Genomic DNA, 18,723 nt, shown 5'->3' on the forward strand with positions numbered 1-18,723 from the left:
CTTGCCCGCCGTTCGAAGCGGTCACTCAAGGTGTTCGAGTGATCGCCGGGCGTGTAAATGGGGCGAGTGTATGCCCCTGGGACGGGCATCTGCAGGGGGTTGCCGAATATGACTCGGCGATGATTCCGGCGGACTAAGCTCGCCCGGAGCGCGGCGAGTTGAAACGAGTTGCGATAAATTCGCGCGCTTGTTCTGAGATCTTTCGAAGGTTCGTTTTGTTCCACGGCTCCATCGCTCCACCACCCCCAGCACCACATCCCCCAGTACCACCCCCATTCCCACAGAGTCCCCCGATTTCCCCCCAAGACGAGTGTTCAGAGGGCATACATGGTGAGTGTTCAATCGCCTCCCGGTGGCCGAGAAATCCCTTACGCGCGTGTGCTGTTGCTGCCCGCCATGCTGATGGCCGCGGCGACCGGAGCGGCCGTCGCCGCGGTGACGGAGCCGGCCCGCCCCGCCGTGGGCTTGTGCGGCACCGTCGCGACCCTCATGGTCATCGTGGTCGGCACCGAAGCCGTGCGGCGCGGCCGGACCATCCGGGGGTTGCGCGCGCAGTACGCACAGCGGCTCGCCTTCCTCGAACGGCGCATCGCATCCCATGACGACGAGACCGTCCGCCTGGGCAGGGAGATCCTGCCCGAGGCGCTCTGGCGACTGCGCCAGGGCGAATCACCCGTGGAAGTGGTCCGCAACGTCGTCGACAACGACGAGGCCTACCGCGAACTCCCGGACTCGCAGCGCGAACTGCTGCGTTCCGTGCTCGACACCCTGGACCGCGAAGAGGCCATGCGCGAGTCCGCGCAGCGCGCCTTCGTCAACATCGCGCGGCGCGTGCAGTCCATCGTCCACCAACAGGCCGCGGAACTGCGCGACATGGAGGAGTTCCACGGGCGCAACCCCGAGGTCTTCGACGACCTGCTCCGCATCGACCACGGCACCGCGCTGATCGGCCGTCTCGCCGACTCCATCGCGGTGCTCGGCGGAGCCCGCCCAGGACGCCAATGGCCCAAGCCCGTACCGCTGTTCAGCGTGTTGCGCGGCGCGATGTCCCGGATCCTCGACTACCCGCGCGTCGAGCTGCACTCGATCGCGAACGTCGCCATCCACGGCACGTCCGTCGAACCGCTCATCCACGCCTGCGCGGAACTCCTCGACAACGCCACCCGGTACTCGCCGCCGCAGACCAAGGTGCACGTCACCGCCGTCGAGGTGCAGACCGGCATCGCCGTCGAGATCGAGGACGGCGGCGTCAGCCTCAGCGAGGAGGCCCGGGCCAGGGCCGAGCGCATGCTGGAGCAGGCGCAGGCCGGCATCGACCTCAACGACCTCGGTGAGACCCCGCGCCTGGGCATGGCCGTGGTCGGCAGGCTCTCGCAGATGTACAACCTCCAGGTCTCCCTGCGCCAGTCCGCCTACGGCGGCGTGCGCGCGGTGCTCATCGTGCCGCGCGAGATGATGACCACCGGGCCCGCGCCCGGTCTCGCCCACGGCATCGGCGCCTCCGCCGTACCCCGCGTGGACAACGGCGGACGGCCCATCGAGGAGCCCGCGCGCAACATCCGGCGCAAGAAGCCCCGGGTCGTCACCGCGGGACCGCCGCTGCGCTCCCCGCTCACCGCGACCATGGAGGACGACGTCCCCGAGGTCACCGAGTGGACGCCGAACGGCCTGCCGCAGCGGCGCAGTCGCGTCAAGATCTCCCTGAGCGAGCGGTACGCCCAGGAGGCCGAGGCCCAGCGGATCGCCGAGGCGCACGCCGCCGCGACCGCACCGCCCCCGCCGCCCGCGCCCAAGCGGGAAGAGCCCGAACCGGGCCTGTGGATCGAGGCGTTCATGAAGGGCGTCAAGGGCGATGAGCCCCAGGACCCCGACCCGTCCGCCCCGCAGGGACACATCCCTCCGCAGGGACCCAGCCAGAACGACCACGGCAACGCCGACGAGGGGGGCTGGAAGTGATCCAGCAACGCGCCAATTTCGACTGGATGCTCAAGGAGCTCGCCGACGGGGTGCCGCAGACGCGGCAGATCGTGGTGCTCTCCGCCGACGGCCTGCGCATCGCACGCTACGGCGGCGACCCGGACGCGGCCGACCGCATCGCCGCCGCCTGCGCCGGCCTGCAGAGCCTGGCCGCCGCCGTGGCCACGGAGATCCCGCACAGCGACGGCGGCATGAAGATGGTCATCATCGAGATCAACGGCGGCTACTTCTATCTGATGGCCGCCGGGGCAGGGGCCTATCTCGCGGTGCTCGCAGACGAGACCGTCGACGCGGGCCTCATCGGCACCCGCATGCGCGACCTCGTCGTACGCATCGGCGCCCACCTGACGAGCCCGCCCCGGCGTGACGGGCAGGCCGTATGACTCCTCCGCAAGGCTCCTCGCACAGCCCCCCGCACAGTGAGACCCCCGCCAAGGACGGCGCCCCGGCCTGCGACGCCCCGCCCCAGCGCGAACGCCGCAGCCCGGAGAACCCCGAGCGGCTGTACATCCTCACGGGTGAGGGGACCGACCGCGCGCCGCTCGATCTCGTCACCCTGATCGTGGCGGCGGGCGAGGCGGCCCCCACGGCGCAGCCGGAGCACTCCGCGATCCTGCGGCTCTGTACGACGCCACTCTCCGTCGCCGAACTCTCTGCCTACATGGCGCTGCCGTTCAGCGTCGTGACCGTCGTCCTGACGGAGTTACTGGCGACCGAGCTCATTCAGGCGCGTGCCCCCGTCGTCCGCTCCGCGCTCCCCGACCGGTCCCTCCTCGAAGCGGTGATGCATGGACTCCAGAAACTTTAAGAACACCGACACGATCACCGGACCGCGCAGTGAGGACGTCCTGCCGCACACGGCAGCCGCCGCAGTGAAGGTCGTGGTCGTGGGCGGGTTCGGGGTCGGCAAGACGACCATGGTCGGCTCGGTCAGCGAGATCAGGCCGCTGACGACCGAAGAGACCATGACCCAGGCGGGCATCGGTGTCGACGACAACTACGGCTCGGAATCCAAGACGGCCACCACCGTGGCCATGGACTTCGGGCGGATCAGCATCTCCGAAGAGCTGGTCCTCTATCTCTTCGGGACCCCGGGGCAGGAGCGCTTCTGGTTCCTGTGGAACGGCCTCTTCGAAGGCGCGCTCGGCGCGGTCGTCCTCATCGACACCCGCAGGCTCGCGGTCAGCTTCGACGTGATCGGACGTCTGGAGGAGCGCGGCGTGCCCTTCGTCGTCGCCGTCAACTCCTTCCCCGACGCGCCCGACCACCCGGTCGAGACCTTGCGCAAGGCCCTCGACCTGGAACCCGCCGTGCCGATCCTCAGCTGTGACGCCCGTCGCAGGGAGTCGAGCAGAGACGTCCTGATGACGCTGATGCGCTATCTCCACTCGCTGGCCGTGGCCCGCGCCTGACCGCGGCCCTCAGCCCCCCACTGCAACCCCCCTCCACCGCAACCCCCTTCCGCGAACCCGGAGCGACGCACGTGACGACTCCCTCCTCCTCCTGGCCCGGCACCGACGACTCGGCCGCGCCGCCGCCCGGCTGCCCCGCCCACGGCCTCGGACCCGGCGGCCTGCGCCGTCTGTACGGACCCGAGGCCGACACCGATCTCGCGGGCCTCTACGAGAAGCTGCGCGCCGAGCACGGCGCGGTCGCGCCCGTCCTGATCCACAACGACGTGCCGATCTGGGCGGTGCTCGGCCACAGCGAGAACCTCCACATGGTCCGCACCCCCTCGCAGTACACCCGCGACTCGCGCATCTGGCGGGCCGTGCGGGACGGCACCGCACGGCCGGACAACCCGCTCGCGCCCGTCTTCACCTGGCAGCCGATGGCCACCTTCGCCGAGGGCGACGAGCACCAGCGGCTGCGCGGCGCCGTCACCGGCGCCATGTCGGGCATCGACCACCGCGGCGTCCGCCGCTACATCAACCGGTATACGAACCACCTCCTCAACGACATCTGCCAGGACGGCCACGCCGACCTCGTCAGCCAGTTCGCCGAGCACCTGCCGATGATGGTGATGTGTCACATCCTCGGCATGCCCGAGGAGTACAACGAGCGCATGGTGCAGTCGGCCCGCGACATGATCAAGGGCACCGAGACCGCCATCGCCAGCAACGCGTACATCATGGAAGTGATGATGGGTCTGGTGGCGCGGCGCCGTGCCCACCCCGAGGAGGACTTCACCAGCAGCCTCATCGCGCACCCCGCCCAGCTCACCGACGACGAGGTCGGCGCGCACCTGCGCCTGGTGCTCATCGCGGCGTACGAGGCCACCGCCAACCTCATCGCGAACGTGCTGCGGATGGTCCTCACCGACCCGCGCTTCCGCGCCCAGCTCAGCGGCGGCCAGATGACGGTCCCCGAGGCGGTCGAGCAGTCCCTCTGGGACGAGCCGCCGTTCAGTGCGATGGTCGGCTACTTCGCCAAGCAGGAGACCCAGCTCGGCGGCCAGCGGATCAGGCCGGGGGACGGCCTGATCTTCGGCATCGCGCCGGGCAACGTCGACCCGGTGGTCCGTCCCGACCTCGCCGCCAACATGCAGGGCAACCGCTCACACCTCGCCTTCGGCAGCGGACCGCACGAATGCCCGGGACAGGACATCGGACGCGCCATCGCCGACACCGGGGTCGACGCGCTCCTGATGCGGCTTCCCGACGTCGAACTCGACGTGGACGAGAGCGAGTTGCGCTGGACGTCGTCGATCCTGTCGCGGCATCTGGTGCAGCTGCCCGTGCGCTTCGCGCCGCGCCCGCCGCAGGACGTGATGGCCCGGCCATCGGCACAGGTGCCCCCGCCGCGCAGGGACTGGCACGTGTCGTCCCCGCCGCCGCGCAGGCCGGAGCCCGCGGTCCCGCCGGAGCCGCAGCAGGCCGTGCCCGTGCCCGTCGCCGGGCCCGAACGGCCCAAGGGGGCCTGGCGCCGCTTCCTGACCTGGTGGCGGGGCTACTGAGCCCAGGTGTCGTACGCCGACCAGGCGCCCAGCGTCCGGTCGCTGACGAAGCGGTGCGCGGCTCCGGTCACCGGGTCGGTGAACTCCAGGACACGGGAGAGGAGTTGCAAGGGCCGCCGGAAGTCGCCGGGCGCCGCCGGGTCCGCCACCACCGGGTAGACCGGGTCCCCGAGGATCGGCAGGCCCAACGCGTTCATGTGGACGCGGAGTTGGTGGGTGCGGCCGGTGTGCGGGGTCAGTCGGTAGCGGCCGAGTCCCGCGCGGTGCTCGACGAGCTCGATCCGGCTCTCGCTGTTCGGCTCCGCGTCCGCCACCTCGTACGCCGCGATGATCCCGCGCACCTTCTCGATGTGGCTGCGCACGGTGCGCGGGAGCGGCACGGCCGGATCGTGCGGGGCGATCGCCTCGTACTCCTTGTGGACGCGGCGGGCGCTGAACAGCGTCTGGTAGGCGCCGCGTTCCTCGGGGCGCACGGTGAACAGGAGCAGCCCGGCGGTGAGCCGGTCCAGGCGGTGCGCCGCGCCGAGCGTCGGGATGCCGAGCTCGGCGCGCAGCCGGGCGAGGGCGGTCTGGGTGACGTGGGAGCCGCGCGGCATCGTCGCCATGAAGTGCGGCTTGTCGACGACGACGATGTGCTCGTCGCGGTGGACGACGTCGAGCGCGAAGGGGACCGGCACCTCGTGCGGCAGGTCCCGGTGGAACCAGACGAAGGCCCCGGGCGCGTACGGCGCGTCCGGGGCCACCGCGATCCCGTCGGCGCCGACGATCCTGCCGTCCCGCAGCAGGGCGTCGATGACCCCGGCCCCGGCGGCGAGCCGCTCCACGAGGTGGTCCCGCACGGTGGGCCACGGGCCTTCGGGCGGCAGCTTGACCCGGACGGGGTCGATGCCGTCGCGCTGGGGGAGGGGCGCGGGGGGAACGCGGGGCTTTCGTCTCATCAGGAGGTCAGGGTACGGGGCGGTGCCGGTCGGCCCGCGCGGCTCGTGGGCGGGGAAAATCGCTGCCCCTCGGTGCGCCCCGCTGACACGATGAGGGCATGCCCTTCAAGATCCAGGACATTGTCGAGTCCGGTACGTTCGCCCGCCAGGAGCAGCCCGCCATCCCGGTCCCCGGCGGTCTGGTCATCCGCCCGTGGGCGGCCACCGACGCGCCCGCCGTGTACGAGGCGTTCCAGGACCCCGTGATCCAGCGCTGGCACGCGCGCGTGGCCGAGTCCGAGAGCGAGGCGCTCGGCTGGATCGAGGAGTGGCGCGCGAGCTGGGCCGAGGAGCGCGACGCGTACTGGGCGGTCGCCGACGCCGGGACGGACGAGGTGGCGGGCCGGATCGCCCTGAAGTCCCTCCTCCTCGCCGACGGGCAGGGCGAAGTCGCCTACTGGACCATGCCGTCGGCGCGCGGCCGGGGCGTCGCGCCGCGTTCCGTCGTCGCGCTCACGCGCTGGGCCTTCGACGAAGTGGGCCTGCACCGCCTGGAGTTGACCCATGCGACGGCCAACGAGGCGTCCTGCAAGGTCGCTCTGAAGACCGGCTTCGCGGTGGAGGGCACCAAGCGCGGCGCCGGGCTGCACGAGGACGGCTGGCACGACATGCATCTGCACGCGCGGATCAGGGGAGACGGTCCGGTCGCCGCGGTGTGACGGCGGGACCGGGCGCCGCTTCCCCTTCGCCCGTACGGCTGTCCGCATGGCAGCCCGTGCGGGCGGGCGGTCAGGCCGCCTGCTCCTGCTCCGCCTCCACCTGTGCGTTCCACTCGCGCTTGGACGCCTGCCAGCCGTCCTCGTTGTGGCCCACGCGCCAGTAGCCGGAGATGGACAGGCGCTCGCGCGGCACCTCGTGCTCGACGCGCAGGTAGCGGCGCAGCTCCTTCACGAAGCCCGCCTCGCCGTGCACGAAGGCCTGCACCTCGCCCGCGGGGAACTCCAGGGCGCGCACGGCCTCGACGAGGAGCTCGCCGACCGGACGCTCGCCCCGGTGCAGCCAGACGACCTCGGCGTCCGTCGCGATCTTCTGCTCCTCCTCGGGGCCCTCGACCTCCACGAAGATCCGGGCGACCGCGCCGCTCGGGAGCGCCTCCGCGGCGGCGGCGATCGCGGGCAGGGCGCTCTCGTCACCGGCCAGGAGGTGCCAGCCCGCGTCCGCGTCCGGGGCGTAGCCGCCGCCGGGGCCGAGGAAGCGGATCGTGTCGCCGAGGCGGGCGTCCCGTGCCCACGGTCCCGCGAGGCCCTGGTCGCCGTGGATCACGAAGTCCACGGCGAGCTCGCGGGCCTCGGGGTCCCACCAGCGCACGGTGTACGTCCGCGTCACCGGCCACTGCTCGCGCGGGAACTCCTCGCGGATCCGCTGCATGTCGAAGGGCTCGGGATAGGTGACGCCCTCGGCGTCGAAGAGCAGCTTCACGTAGTGATCGGTGCACTCGCCCGCGGTGAACTGGGCGAGTCCTTCCCCGCCGAGGACCACGCGCTGCATGTGCGGGGTGAGCCGCTCGGTGCGCACCACGTGGGCGACATGGGTCTGCGGTGCTTTGCGTGCCGGACGTTCTGCCATGGCGACGGCCTCCCCTGATCCACTATTACTTAGGCAAGCCTAAGTTAACACCTCAGGCGTGGAGAGTGGAGAGCAGCCGCTGCAGAGAGCCGCCCAGGTTCCACTGGGCCGCCAGCTCGTCGAGCGTCGCGGGGTCGCGCGGCTCGTGCGGCAGCGCGAGGTCCACGTCGGGCAGCGGTACGTCGCCCGCGACCCGGACGACCTTCGGCGCGACCGCGACGTACGGCCGCGCCTCGTCGAGCCGCTTGCGCTGCGACGGCGTGAGCTTCGCCTTCGGGTCGTCCACCGCCGCCATGATCCCGGCCAGGTCGCCGAAGGCGTCCAGGAGCTTGGCCGCCGTCTTCTCGCCGATGCCGGGGACGCCGGGCAGGCCGTCGCTCGGGTCGCCGCGCAGCAGGGCCAGGTCCACATAGCCCGGGCCGTCCACGCCGTACTTCTCGCGCAGCCAGCTCTCGTCGGTGATCTGGAGGGAGCCGACGCCCTTGAGGGGGTAGAGGACGCGGATGCCGCGCTCGTCGTCCACCAGCTGGTAGAGGTCGCGGTCGCCGGTGACGATGTCGACCGGGCCGCTCGCGCGGGCCGCGAAGGTGCCGATCACGTCGTCCGCCTCGTACGCCGGTACGCCCACGCGCGCGATGCCGATCGCGTCGAGCACGTCCTCGATGATCGGGACCTGCGGCGCGAGCGTGTCCGGGGTCTCCTCGGCGTCCGGGCCCTCGGGGACCTCCTCGGCGACGCGATGCGCCTTGTAGGAGGGGATGAGCTCGACCCGCCAGTGCGGGCGCCAGTCCGCGTCCATGCAGGCGACCAGGTCGTCGGGCCGGTGGTCCTGGACGAGGCGCGTGATGAAGTCGAGGAGTCCGCGCACGGCGTTCACCGGGGTGCCGTCCGGGGCCTTCATCGACTCCGGTACCCCGAAGTAGGCACGGTAGTAGAGGGAGGCCGTGTCAAGAAGCATGAGGCGTCGAGTTCGCTGAGTCACGTTGCGCATCATGCCGCACGGCACCGACAGTGGAGCCGTACGGCGCCGCGGGGCGAGGGACCCTCCGTGCGGCTGCCGGAACCGCGTTGCGCATCACGCAGAAGCCTTGCCGAGAGTGCAACAAATGTGAGCTGGAACACTCCTCGGTTTGATTCGTGTAAGTGCGGGAAGGCGCGCATCCGGAGCGAACCCGGTCGAGTATTCAACTATTCGATCGGGCAAGTGGGCAGAAGCCACTGCGTTCCACGGCCCGCCGGCGGGGGAGGCGGGCCGTCTTGGTTCGACCCGAGAGGTGTATGTGTCCAGGCTGCAAGCCGAGCACTTGTACAAAGTGTTCGGCAGACGACCCGATGACGCGGTGGAGCGACTCCGCCACGGAGCCGACCGAGAGGAGCTGCGCGCCGACGGCACCACCGCCGCCGTGATCGATGCCTCCTTCGAGGTCGAACCGGGCCAGATCTTCGTCGTCATGGGTCTCTCCGGATCCGGCAAGTCCACGTTGCTGCGCATGCTCAACGGACTGTCGGAGCCGACGGCCGGTCACGTCCGCTTCGACGGTCAGGACCTGACCGAGCTGAGCGCCAAGGAGATGCGGGAGGTGCGTTCCAAGAAGATCAGCATGGTCTTCCAGCACTTCGCGCTCTTCCCCCACAGGAGCGTGCTCGAGAACGCCGGTTACGGCCTCGAGGTACAGGGCGTGCCGCGCGCCGAGCGCGAGAAGCGGGCCACCGAGGCGCTGGAGCTGGCCGGTCTCAAGGGCTGGGAGAAGTCCTGGCCCGACGAGCTGTCCGGCGGCATGCAGCAGCGCGTGGGCCTGGCCCGCGCGCTCGCCACCGACGCCGACCTGCTCCTCATGGACGAGTCGTTCAGCGCGCTCGACCCGCTGATCCGCCGTGACATGCAGGACCAGCTCCTGGTGCTCCAGAAGCGGCTGAAGAAGACCATCGTCTTCATCACCCACGATCTGAACGAGGCCATGCGCCTGGGCGACCAGATCGCCGTCATGCGCGACGGGCAGATCGTCCAGATCGGCAACGCCGAGGACATCCTCGTCACCCCGGCCAACGACTACGTCGCCGCGTTCACACAGGACGTCGACCGTTCCCGGGTGCTCTCCGCGGGCGCGATCATGGCTGACCCCGACGAGGACTTCGTGCTGGCCGACGCCCCCGCGACGGTCACCGAGGACACCCCCATCATCGAGCTGTTCACGCCCTGCTCCACCAGCGGTGTCGCGGTGGCCGTGACCGACGAGGCGGGCAAGCTCGTCGGTGTCGTGCCGCGGGCCAGGCTCCTCGCGGTGCTCGGCGAGCCGATGAAGTCGGAGACGCCGGCGGAGCCGCAGGACGCGGCGCCCGCCTCCGTCCCCGGGCAGGACAACGGCAAGAACGTGGGCAAGGTGAGCAGCGGTGCCTAGGATTCCCTTCGGCGACTGGGTCAATGACGCGGTCGAATGGTCCAGAACCCATATGGACTGGCTGTTCTCGTTCATCAAGACGATCTTCCAGAACATGTGGGACGGCGTCTTCGACGTTCTCTCGGGTCCCGAGCCGCTGCTGATGGCGGGCATCCTCGCGGTCATCGCGTTCTGGCTGCGCGGCCTGCTCGGCGGCGTCCTCTCCTTCGTCGGCTTCTCCTTCATCGTGTCCCTGGAGCTGTGGGACAACGCGATGATGACGCTGGCCCTGGTGCTCGTCTCGACCTTCGTGGCGCTGGTCATAGCCGTGCCCGTGGGCATCTGGGCGGCCCGTTCCAAGACGGTCAGCGGCATCGTCAGGCCCGTCCTCGACTTCATGCAGACGCTGCCCGCGATGATCTACCTCATCCCGGCGCTGCTGTTCTTCCGCATGGGCGCCCCCGCGGGCATCGTCGCCACGATCGTCTTCGCGCTCGCCCCCGGTGTGCGCATGACGGAGCTCGGCATCCGCCAGGTCGACAAGGAGCTGGTCGAGGCCGCCGACGCGTTCGGCACCACGCCCCGCAACACCCTCTTCCGGGTCCAGCTGCCGCTCGCGCTGCCGACGATCATGGCCGGTGTCAACCAGGTCATCATGCTCGGCCTTTCCATGGCGGCACTGACCGGCATGGTCGGCACCCCGGGGCTCGGCGCCGACGTCAACGCGGCCATCGGCCAGCTCGACGTCGGTCTCGGCGCCGAGGCGGGCGTCTCCATCGTGATCCTCGCCATCTACCTGGACCGCGTCACCAGCGGTCTGGGCGGCCAGGTCTCGCCGCTGGGCCGCCGCGCGCTCGCCAAGCTGCGGGCCGCGCAGGGTCTGAACATCTGGAACTACCGTCCCCGGCCCGTCGTCGCGATGGTCGGCGTCGTCGTCCTCGCGCTCGTCGCGGGCGGCATGGGCATCTTCGGCGGCACCAAGTCCGAGTCCGTGGCCGACGCCAAGAACGTCGGCGACGGCAAGGAGCTCAAGGTCGGCTACATCCCCTGGGACGAGGGCGTCGCCTCCACCTTCCTCTGGAAGGAGATCCTGGAGCAGCGCGGTTTCAAGGTGACCACCAGCCAGCTGGAGGCCGGTCCGCTCTACACCTCCCTGGCGCAGGGTGACATCGACTTCCAGACGGACTCCTGGCTGCCGACGACGCACGCCTCGTACTGGAAGAAGTACGGCAAGGACCTCGAGGACATGGGCTCCTGGTTCGGGCCCACCTCGCTGGAGCTGGCCGTTCCCGCGTACATGAAGGACTTCAACTCCCTCGAGGACCTCAAGGGCAAGGGCGACACCTTCAAGGGCAAGATCACCGGCATCGAGTCGAGCGCCGGAATGATGGGCCTGCTCAAGGACAAGGTCCTCGACGCGTACGGCCTGAAGAAGGAGTACAAGGTCGTCGACGGCTCGACCCCGGCGATGCTGGCCGAGCTGAAGGCCGCGTACTCCAAGAAGGAGCCGATCGTCACCACCCTGTGGTCGCCGCACTGGGCCTACAGCGACTTCAAGCTGAAGAAGCTCAAGGACCCGAAGGGCGCCTGGGGCAAGGGCGACGGCGTGCACACACTGGCGCGCAAGGGCTTCTCGGACGAGAACCCCGAGGTCGGCAAGTGGCTCAAGGACTTCAAGATGAGCGAGAAGCAGCTCACCGGTCTTGAGGCGGAGATCAACAAGGCGGGCAAGGGCAAGCAGCAGGAGGCCGTGCGCGCCTGGCTGAAGAAGAACCCGGGCGTCGTCGACAAGCTCGCCCCGCTGCCCAAGAACTCCGGCAGCGACGAGAACAAGCGCCCGCTGAAGGCCGCGTACTTCGCGTGGGACGAGAACATCGCCGTCAGCAACCTGTGGAAGCGCGTCCTGGAGAAGCGCGGCTACAAGATGGACCTGACGCCGGCCGACGTGGGCCCCGCCTACACCGGTCTCGCGCAGGGCGACCTCGACCTCAACCTCGACGCGTGGCTGCCCACCGCCCAGAAGACGTACTGGGACAAGAACAAGGCGAACCTCAACGACCTGGGCTCCTGGTACAGCCCGACGTCCCTGGAGGTCGCCGTCCCGTCCTACGTCAAGGACGTGAAGTCCCTGGAGGACCTCAAGGGCAAGGGCGACAAGTTCAAGGGCAAGATCATCGGCATCGAGCCGGGCACCGGCGTGATGCAGGCGCTCAAGGACAAGGTCCTGCCCGGCTACGGCCTGGAGGACGAGTACGAGATCGCCGCGGGCTCGACCCCCGCGATGCTCTCCGAGCTCAAGGCCGCCTACTCCAAGAAGGAGCCCGTCGCGGTGCTCCTCTGGTCGCCGCACTGGGCGTACAACGAGTACGACCTGACCAAGCTGAAGGACCCCAAGGGCGGCTTCGGCAAGGGCGACACGATCCGCACGCTCTCCAGCAAGGACTTCCCCAGCCAGTACCCGCAGCTCACGAAGTGGCTCAAGAACTTCAAGATGAGCGAGCAGGAGCTGGCCAGCCTGGAGAACGAGATCAACAAGGCGGGCAAGAACAACGAGCCCAAGGCCGTCGACGCCTGGCTCAAGAAGAACCCCGGCTTCGAGTCGAAGATGACGTCCGCGAAGTAGCCGGGACGACGACCGCGCGGTAGCCGCACGCGGTCAGCACTCCGAGGGGTGGGCCTCGCCTTGTGGCGAAGCCCACCCCTTTCGGCGTTCCGGCGGGGCCGCCCGGTCCCTAACCTCGACTGGGCCCCCGCCCGAACCCCGACCATGCGAACGGGAGATCCCGCCCGTGACCGCGAGGCCCCCCAGGACGGCGCTGTTCACCGTCGCCGCCGTGCTCGCCCTCGCCGCGGCCCTGTTCGTCGCGGAGCTGGCGCGGGCGGACGCCACCCCCGCATCCCCCGCCACCGCACGCCTCGCCGCGCTCGCCGACGACGTGCCCTCCTCCGAAGGGCACCGCTACGACGCGCGGGACCACACCGGGCGCACCATGGACGCGGCCCAGATCCAGCAGGCCCAGGACGGCAGCTACCTCGCCGTCTACCACTCGCTCCTGGCCGATGGACGCTTCCACGCCGCCGTCGCCACCTCCACGGACCTGCGCCACTGGCAGCGCCGCCACGACTTCGGGCCCGGCACCCACCAGGCCTCGCTCGCGCACGACGGACGCGGCGGCTACGTCCTCGCGTACGAGAAGGACCCGCGCAACCACATCGCGGTGCGGGCGTACGACGACGGGGCGGCGCTCCTCGCCGGGCGCGCGGCGCGGGCGTTCGACGCGCCGCTCACCCTCTCGCGCTGCGCCGAGGGCACGCCCGCCATCACCGCCGTACGCGGCGAGACCATCCAGCTCACCGGGCACTACCGCGCGGGCTGCGACACCGACCGCCAGCTGCGCGCCACGCTCACCGGCTTCCGGCACTGGCACGCCGAGCCGGACCGGCGGCTCGACCGCGCGCTGCGCCGCTGGGGCAACGGCGGCAACATCGGCGACCGCGCGCCCCTCGAACTCGGCGGGCAGCGCGTGCTGCTCATCGAGGGCCAGCGCAGGCGCGGCGACTTCGGCAGCTGGAGCACCTACGCGTACGACCCCTCCAGCGGGCGTGCGGACCGGCTGGACATCCGCACGCACGGCGGCAGCCGCGCCTTCGCCAACCCCTCGGCGACCCTGCTCACCGATCCGCGGGGGCAACCCGCCCTGCTCGTCAGCCTGTTCGTGCCGGACGAGGGTTCCGCGCCCGGGGAGTCCGGGCAACTGCTCTACTGGCACAAGCTGTGACCCCCGGTCGGGTCAACGGGGCAAAACCGTTTGGCGAACATGCGTAGGGTGCAGAGAACCCCTCAGGGTTGAGAGTGGACCGATGCGCTGAAGGGAGCCGAGGCGATGGACGAGCACAAGGAGACCCTCCGGGTGGGCTCGGCCGTGCGGCGCCGCCGCCGGCAGCTGGAGCTCACCCTCGCCGTCGTCGCCGAGCGCAGCGGCCTCTCGGTGCCCTTCCTCAGCCAGATCGAGAACGAGCGCGCCCGCCCCAGCAGCCGGTCCCTGCAGCGCGTCGCCGACGCGCTGTGCACGACCGACGTGGAGCTGCTCGCCGCGGCCGACCCGGCCCGCACGGTCGAGGTGGTGCGCGCCGACGACGACACGGATCTGGACACCTCGAAACCGGCCGCCCGGGTGCGCGAGCTCGCACGCGGTCACCATCAGCTGCACGCCCTGGAATTCATCGGGGACCATGACGAGGGCCGCGAATTCCAGCACCGCAACGACGAGTTGATGTACGTCGTCGAGGGCGGCGTGGAGATGGAGGCGGAGGGCCGCGCCTACCGCCTGGGGCGCGGCGACAGCCTGTTCCTGACCGGCGGGGTGCGGCACCGGTGGCGGGCCACCGTGCCGGACACCCGGGTCCTGGTGGTCGCCGTGGGCGACCACATCGAGGCGGTGGACGACGGGGGGCGCTGATGGCGCCCGTCTCCGGGACCCCGCCGCGGGTCGTCTCGCTCGTGCCCTCGCTGACCGAGGCCGTCGCCGTGACCGTGCCGGGCGCCCTTGTCGGGGCGACCGACTGGTGCAGCCATCCGGCCGATCTCGACGTCACCCGGGTGGGCGGCACCAAGAACCCCGACGTGCCCCGGATCCTCGCGCTCGCGCCCGATCTGGTGATCGCCAACGAGGAGGAGAACCGCGCACCCGACCTGGCGGCCCTGCGCACGGCGGGCCTCCAGGTGCTCGTCACGGAGGTGCGCGACCTGGACCAGGCCTTCCGTGAGCTGGCCCGGGTCCTCGCGGCATGCGGCGCGGACCGGCCCCGGTGGCTGGAGGAGGCCGAGGCCGCGTGGTGGGAGCCGCCCCCGCACCTGACGGGCGCGGGCGGACCCCCGCGCCCGGACATCCGGCAGCGCGCCGCGATCCCGATCTGGCGGCGGCCGTGGATGGTCCTCGGGCGCGACACCTTCGCGGGGGACCTCCTGGCACGCATGGGCGTCGACAACGCGTACGCCGGTCATGCCGAGCGCTATCCGCGGATCCCGCTGGAGGAGCTGCGGGCCGCGGACCTCGACCTGGTGGTGCTGCCCGACGAGCCGTACCGCTTCACCCGCGACGACGGCCCCGAGGCGTTCTCGACGCGCACGCCGGTCGCGCTGGTCAGCGGCCGCCACCTCACCTGGTACGGGCCCTCGCTCGCGGAGGCGCCCGCCGTGCTCGGGGCGGCGCTGCGGGCGGCGTATCCGCCGGTCCTGTGACTACTTCGCCGGTCGGGGCGCCGCGAGCAGCCTGCCGCTGACCAGGCCGCGCAGGGTGTGTGCGAGGGCGATCGCCCAGGCGGTAAGGAGCAGGGCGTACAGGCCGGTGGCGAGCCACTCGAAGGCGACGAGGCCGGTGTGCTTGGCGAGGCCCTCGGCGCCGGTCACGCAGGTGCCGACGGGGAAGGTGAAGGCCCACCAGGTCATCGCGAAGCCCATGCCGCGGCGCCGGGCGCGGGCCACCATCGCGACCGCGAGCGCCAGCCACATCAGGGCGAAGCCGATCACCGGGACTCCGTAGAGCACGGCGAAGGCGAGGAAGCCGCGGTCGAGCGGGGCGGGGACGACGCCGGGCGCGAAGTCGGCGAACTTGTTGGCGGCGGTGGCCGACTGGCCGAGCGGACCGAGCACCAGGAAGAGGGTGGGGGTCAGGGCCAGCGGCAGGGGTCCCGCGGTCACCAGGCGGGCGAAGATCACCGGCAGCATCACCAGGGTGGCGAGCAGGCTCAGGCCGAACATGGCGAAACAGGCGTACAGCAGGGTCTCCTGGGCCTGTCCGGCCGGCAGGTGGGGGATGAACAGCGGGCCGACGGCGGCCGACACCATCGGGGCCACCACGGGCAGCAGCCACACGGGAGTGGCCTGGTCGGCGGAGATCTTGTGGCGGACCACCATCAGATAGGGGATGGCGACGGCCGCGGCGAGCCCGATGGCCGTACCGGCGGCGAACAGCACGGTGGCCAGCGGGACGGCCGCGCCCGCGCCGAGCCAGTCCACGCCCACGATCAGGGTGCCGCCGCCGACCGCGAGCAGCGCCATCGAGAGGCAGCCGTAGAACGGCGCCACGGCCGGGTCGAGCAGGTGGGCGCGGGCCTGGTCGCGGTGGTGGATCCAGTGCGCGGCGCGGGCGGTGAGCAGCACGGCGAGCATCACCAGGGACAGCGCCCAGACGACGGTGCAGGCCGTGCGCAGCCCGGTGAACTGGTAGGGCAGCGTGGCACCGGCGTTGGCGACGATGGCGGTGCCCATGACGGAGGCGTACCAGTTCGGTCCGAGGTGTCGGACGGCGGCGGCGCGGCTCGCGGGGGCCGCGGGCGCGGTGGGCGCGGGGTGGGCGGTGGTGACCATGTGTCCACGGTCCCGCGCCCGGTCACCGGTCGCCAGGGACCATTCCCCTATGGGGTCATAAGCTGTCTTTATGAGCACTTCTCCGCGGCCCGCCGCCTCCGCAGCTCCCACCGGGACCGACCGCGCCAGGCCCCCGGAGGCCCTGCTCGCACACCGGGTGCCGGACCTCGGGGCACTGCAGCTCCTGCTCGCCGTGGCCAGGCTCGGCAGCCTGGGGCGGGCCGCGCGGGAGCTGGGCATCACCCAGCCCGCCGCGAGCAGCCGGGTCCGTGCCATGGAGCGGCAGCTGGGCGTCGCGCTGGTGGACCGCTCACCGCGCGGTTCGCGGCTCACCGACGCGGGCGCGCTGGTCACCGACTGGGCGGGGCGGATCGTGGAGGCGGCGGAGGCCTTCGACGCGGGGGCGCAGGCGCTGCGCGACCGGCGGGACTCGCGGCTGCGGGTCGCGGCCAGCATGACGATCGCCGAGTACCTGCTGCCCGGCTGGCTGATCGCGCTGCGCACCCAGCGGCCCGACACGGCCGTGTCCCTGCTCGCGGGCAACTCGGCGGCGGTCGCCGAGCGCCTCCTCGCGGGCGAGGCGGACCTCGGTTTCGTCGAGGGGCTCACCGTGCCGGACGCGCTGGACGGCGTGGTCATCGCGCACGACAGGCTCGTGGTGGTGACGGCGCCGACGCACCCCTGGGCGCGGCGGCGCAAGCCGCTGGCCGCCGCGGAGTTGGCGGCGACACCGCTGATCCTGCGCGAGGAGGGCTCGGGCACCCGCCAGGTGCTCGACGCGGCGCTCGGCGGCCTGGCCCGCCCGCTGATCGAGCTCTCCTCCACGACGGCGGTGAAGGCCGCGGCGGTCAGCGGCGCGGGCCCCTCGGTCCTCAGCGAGCTCGCGGTGGGCGAGGAACTCGCGGCCAGGCGCCTGGTCGAGATCCCCTTGGCGGACGTACGCCTGGGCAGGGAGCTGCGCGCCGTCTGGCCGACGGGGCATCGCCCCGCGGGACCGGGGAGGGATCTGCTGGCGCTGACGCGGGGCGGGGCGGGGGCGCGGGACGAGTGAGTCCCCGAACGGTATGACCCGAACAGGACGAGCAAGCCCCCTGCCCCGTCCCGTGTCTCACTGCTGCCGCAAGTTCACGACGAGCTCTCGCGGCAGCCCGTGGGTGTCGTGGAGGTAGTGGAAGTCCTCCTCGTCCAGCGGGCCGCGGAAGCGGGGCCTGGCGAGTACCTGCCTGCCGCGTTCCAGGAGTCCGAGGAACCTGCGCTCCTCCTCGCACAGCACCCGGCGCACCTCGTCGAGGCCGGTTTCCTGCCGGAAATGGTCCCGGGTGTGCAGGAACAGTTCGTCCGGCAGGTCCCCGACGGTACGTGAGGGGTCGTCGCGCCACAGGGCGGTGAGCAGGCGCCGCACCAGTCGGCGCAGGACGTAGCCGCGGCCGGTGTTGGCGGGACGCACCCCGTCGCCGATCACGACCATGGCCGAGCGCAGATGGTCGCAGACCAGCCGCAGCGTGGCCTCGTCCAGCGGCCACAGGGGCGGTACGAGACGGCGCCAGGGCGTGAAGACGTCGCACTCGAACACCGATGTCCTGCCCTGCAGCAGCGAGGCGAGGCGTTCCAGGCCGAGGCCGGTGTCGACGTTGCGCTGGGGGAGCGGCACGAGGGAGCCGTCGGGGAGCTTGCGGTGACGCATCATCACGTGGTTCCACACCTCCACCCAGCGGTCGTCGCGGGTGGGCGTCGACCGAGGGGGTCCTTCGCCGGTCCACAGGAAGAACTCCGAGTCGGGGCCGCAGGGTCCGGTCGGCCCGTTGTCCCACCAGTTGTCCTCGACGGTGAGTTCGACCGGAACGCCACGCTCCTGCCACACCTCGAGGGAGGCGGTGTCGAGGCCGACCTGGTCGTCGCCGCCGAAGACCGTGGCGTGCAGCAGGCCCGGATCGATGCCGAAGCCCTCGGTGAGGAGTTCGTATCCCCAACTGAGGCTCCGCGGGCCCTCGTAGTCGCCGAGGGACCAGGTGCCGAGCATCTCGAAGACCGTCAGGTGCGTGAGGTCGCCGACCTCCTCCAGGTCCGTGGTGCGCAGACAGCGCTGCACGTTGACCAGGCGGTTGCCGAGCGGATGTGGGCGCCCCTCCAGGTAGGGCGTGAGGGGATGCATGCCCGAGGTGGTGAACAGGACGGGGTCACCGGGCGGCGGCAGCAGCGTCGAACCGGTCGTACGGCGGTGTCCGCGCTCCTCGAAGTACTCGACGAAGGTACGGATGACGTCTTCGGTGTTCATGGTGGGGGCTCCTTCGCGTGAATGCGGGAGGCGCCGGACAACGGATCCGCACGATCACCGGAGTCAGGGCGGGAGCCATGCACCGTCGGCGGGCCGTTTCCGGTCGCCGAGGGGAAGGGGAAGGTCAGGCGGCGGCAACCGGCGAGCTGGTCGCTCGCGCGGTCGCGGTGGTGCGTGGGCCGGTGACGTTCATGGGGCCGAGGGTAACGCGCCCGTCGCGGGTC

General features: G+C 71.3%; 17 protein-coding genes. 12 read left to right on the plus strand and 5 right to left on the minus strand.

All coding sequences use genetic code 11. The features are described 5' to 3' along the window. The first annotated feature begins 327 nt into the window (after positions 1 to 327). The 5 genes from CP970_RS35435 (at position 328) to CP970_RS35455 (ending at position 4,933) form a co-directional block, all read left to right on the plus strand. A complete protein-coding gene (locus tag CP970_RS35435; RefSeq protein WP_079044076.1) occupies positions 328 to 1,956 on the plus strand; it encodes an ATP-binding protein in 1,629 nt (542 codons plus the stop codon). Continuing rightward, the gene (locus CP970_RS35440) at positions 1,953 to 2,360 is read left to right on the plus strand and encodes a roadblock/LC7 domain-containing protein (protein WP_055556816.1); all 408 of its coding nucleotides are present in this window, start codon (positions 1,953 to 1,955) and stop codon (positions 2,358 to 2,360) included. Before CP970_RS35435 ends, CP970_RS35440 begins: the two co-directional genes overlap by 4 nt. Beyond that, positions 2,357 to 2,785: a DUF742 domain-containing protein gene (locus CP970_RS35445; RefSeq protein ID WP_055556819.1), complete on the plus strand. Its 429-nt coding sequence runs from the start codon at positions 2,357 to 2,359 to the stop codon at positions 2,783 to 2,785. Before CP970_RS35440 ends, CP970_RS35445 begins: the two co-directional genes overlap by 4 nt. Next, a complete protein-coding gene (locus CP970_RS35450; RefSeq protein ID WP_055556822.1) occupies positions 2,766 to 3,389 on the plus strand; it encodes a GTP-binding protein in 624 nt (207 codons plus the stop codon). The genes CP970_RS35445 and CP970_RS35450 overlap by 20 nt, the downstream gene beginning before the upstream one ends. 71 nt (positions 3,390 to 3,460) lie before the next feature. Further along, the gene (locus CP970_RS35455; RefSeq protein WP_150494398.1) at positions 3,461 to 4,933 is read left to right on the plus strand and encodes a cytochrome P450; all 1,473 of its coding nucleotides are present in this window, start codon (positions 3,461 to 3,463) and stop codon (positions 4,931 to 4,933) included. Here CP970_RS35455 and CP970_RS35460 read toward each other — a convergent pair. Next, the gene (locus CP970_RS35460) at positions 4,927 to 5,871 is read right to left on the minus strand and encodes an RluA family pseudouridine synthase (protein ID WP_150494400.1); all 945 of its coding nucleotides are present in this window, start codon (positions 5,869 to 5,871) and stop codon (positions 4,927 to 4,929) included. The two genes, CP970_RS35455 and CP970_RS35460, sit on opposite strands and share 7 nt — an antisense overlap. 98 nt (positions 5,872 to 5,969) lie before the next feature. On the opposite strand from CP970_RS35460, the gene CP970_RS35465 reads away from it, so the two are divergent. Beyond that, positions 5,970 to 6,569, plus strand: a complete 600-nt coding sequence (locus CP970_RS35465; RefSeq protein ID WP_055554705.1) for a GNAT family N-acetyltransferase — start codon at positions 5,970 to 5,972, stop codon at positions 6,567 to 6,569. 70 nt (positions 6,570 to 6,639) lie between these two features. Here CP970_RS35465 and CP970_RS35470 read toward each other — a convergent pair whose 3' ends face one another. Then, on the minus strand, positions 6,640 to 7,476 hold the full coding sequence (locus CP970_RS35470) for a siderophore-interacting protein (protein WP_055554706.1): 837 nt from the start codon (positions 7,474 to 7,476) through the stop codon (positions 6,640 to 6,642). 52 nt (positions 7,477 to 7,528) lie between these two features. After that, complete coding sequence (locus CP970_RS35475; protein WP_191094991.1) at positions 7,529 to 8,434, minus strand: 5'-3' exonuclease; 906 nt, start codon at positions 8,432 to 8,434, stop codon at positions 7,529 to 7,531. 322 nt (positions 8,435 to 8,756) lie between these two features. Here CP970_RS35475 and CP970_RS35480 point away from each other — a divergent pair, with 322 nt between their 5' ends. The 5 genes from CP970_RS35480 (at position 8,757) to CP970_RS35500 (ending at position 15,096) form a co-directional block, all read left to right on the plus strand. Beyond that, positions 8,757 to 9,875, plus strand: coding sequence for a quaternary amine ABC transporter ATP-binding protein (locus CP970_RS35480; protein WP_079043950.1), 1,119 nt, complete (start codon positions 8,757 to 8,759; stop codon positions 9,873 to 9,875). Then, positions 9,868 to 12,477: an ABC transporter permease/substrate binding protein gene (locus tag CP970_RS35485; RefSeq protein WP_055554713.1), complete on the plus strand. Its 2,610-nt coding sequence runs from the start codon at positions 9,868 to 9,870 to the stop codon at positions 12,475 to 12,477. The genes CP970_RS35480 and CP970_RS35485 overlap by 8 nt, the downstream gene beginning before the upstream one ends. 166 nt (positions 12,478 to 12,643) lie before the next feature. Then, positions 12,644 to 13,633 (plus strand): hypothetical protein, encoded by a 990-nt coding sequence (locus CP970_RS35490; RefSeq protein ID WP_055554715.1) that lies wholly within the window; start codon positions 12,644 to 12,646, stop codon positions 13,631 to 13,633. Positions 13,634 to 13,738: 105 nt separating this feature from the next. Continuing rightward, a complete protein-coding gene (locus tag CP970_RS35495; protein WP_055554717.1) occupies positions 13,739 to 14,314 on the plus strand; it encodes a helix-turn-helix domain-containing protein in 576 nt (191 codons plus the stop codon). Next, positions 14,314 to 15,096 (plus strand): helical backbone metal receptor, encoded by a 783-nt coding sequence (locus CP970_RS35500; protein WP_055554719.1) that lies wholly within the window; start codon positions 14,314 to 14,316, stop codon positions 15,094 to 15,096. The genes CP970_RS35495 and CP970_RS35500 overlap by 1 nt, the downstream gene beginning before the upstream one ends. On the opposite strand, the gene CP970_RS35505 is transcribed toward CP970_RS35500, so the two are convergent. After that, a complete protein-coding gene (locus CP970_RS35505; protein WP_055554721.1) occupies positions 15,097 to 16,224 on the minus strand; it encodes a TDT family transporter in 1,128 nt (375 codons plus the stop codon). It lies immediately after the preceding gene. Positions 16,225 to 16,294: 70 nt separating this feature from the next. Here CP970_RS35505 and CP970_RS35510 point away from each other — a divergent pair, with 70 nt between their 5' ends. After that, the gene (locus tag CP970_RS35510) at positions 16,295 to 17,275 is read left to right on the plus strand and encodes a LysR family transcriptional regulator (RefSeq protein ID WP_150494402.1); all 981 of its coding nucleotides are present in this window, start codon (positions 16,295 to 16,297) and stop codon (positions 17,273 to 17,275) included. A 57-nt stretch (positions 17,276 to 17,332) separates the two neighbouring features. Here CP970_RS35510 and CP970_RS35515 read toward each other — a convergent pair whose 3' ends face one another. Beyond that, positions 17,333 to 18,499 (minus strand): alanine--tRNA ligase-related protein, encoded by a 1,167-nt coding sequence (locus CP970_RS35515; RefSeq protein WP_055556253.1) that lies wholly within the window; start codon positions 18,497 to 18,499, stop codon positions 17,333 to 17,335. Positions 18,500 to 18,723 lie beyond the last annotated feature (224 nt).

The organism is Streptomyces kanamyceticus (genome assembly GCF_008704495.1).
Classification (GTDB): Bacteria; Actinomycetota; Actinomycetes; order Streptomycetales; family Streptomycetaceae; genus Streptomyces; species Streptomyces kanamyceticus.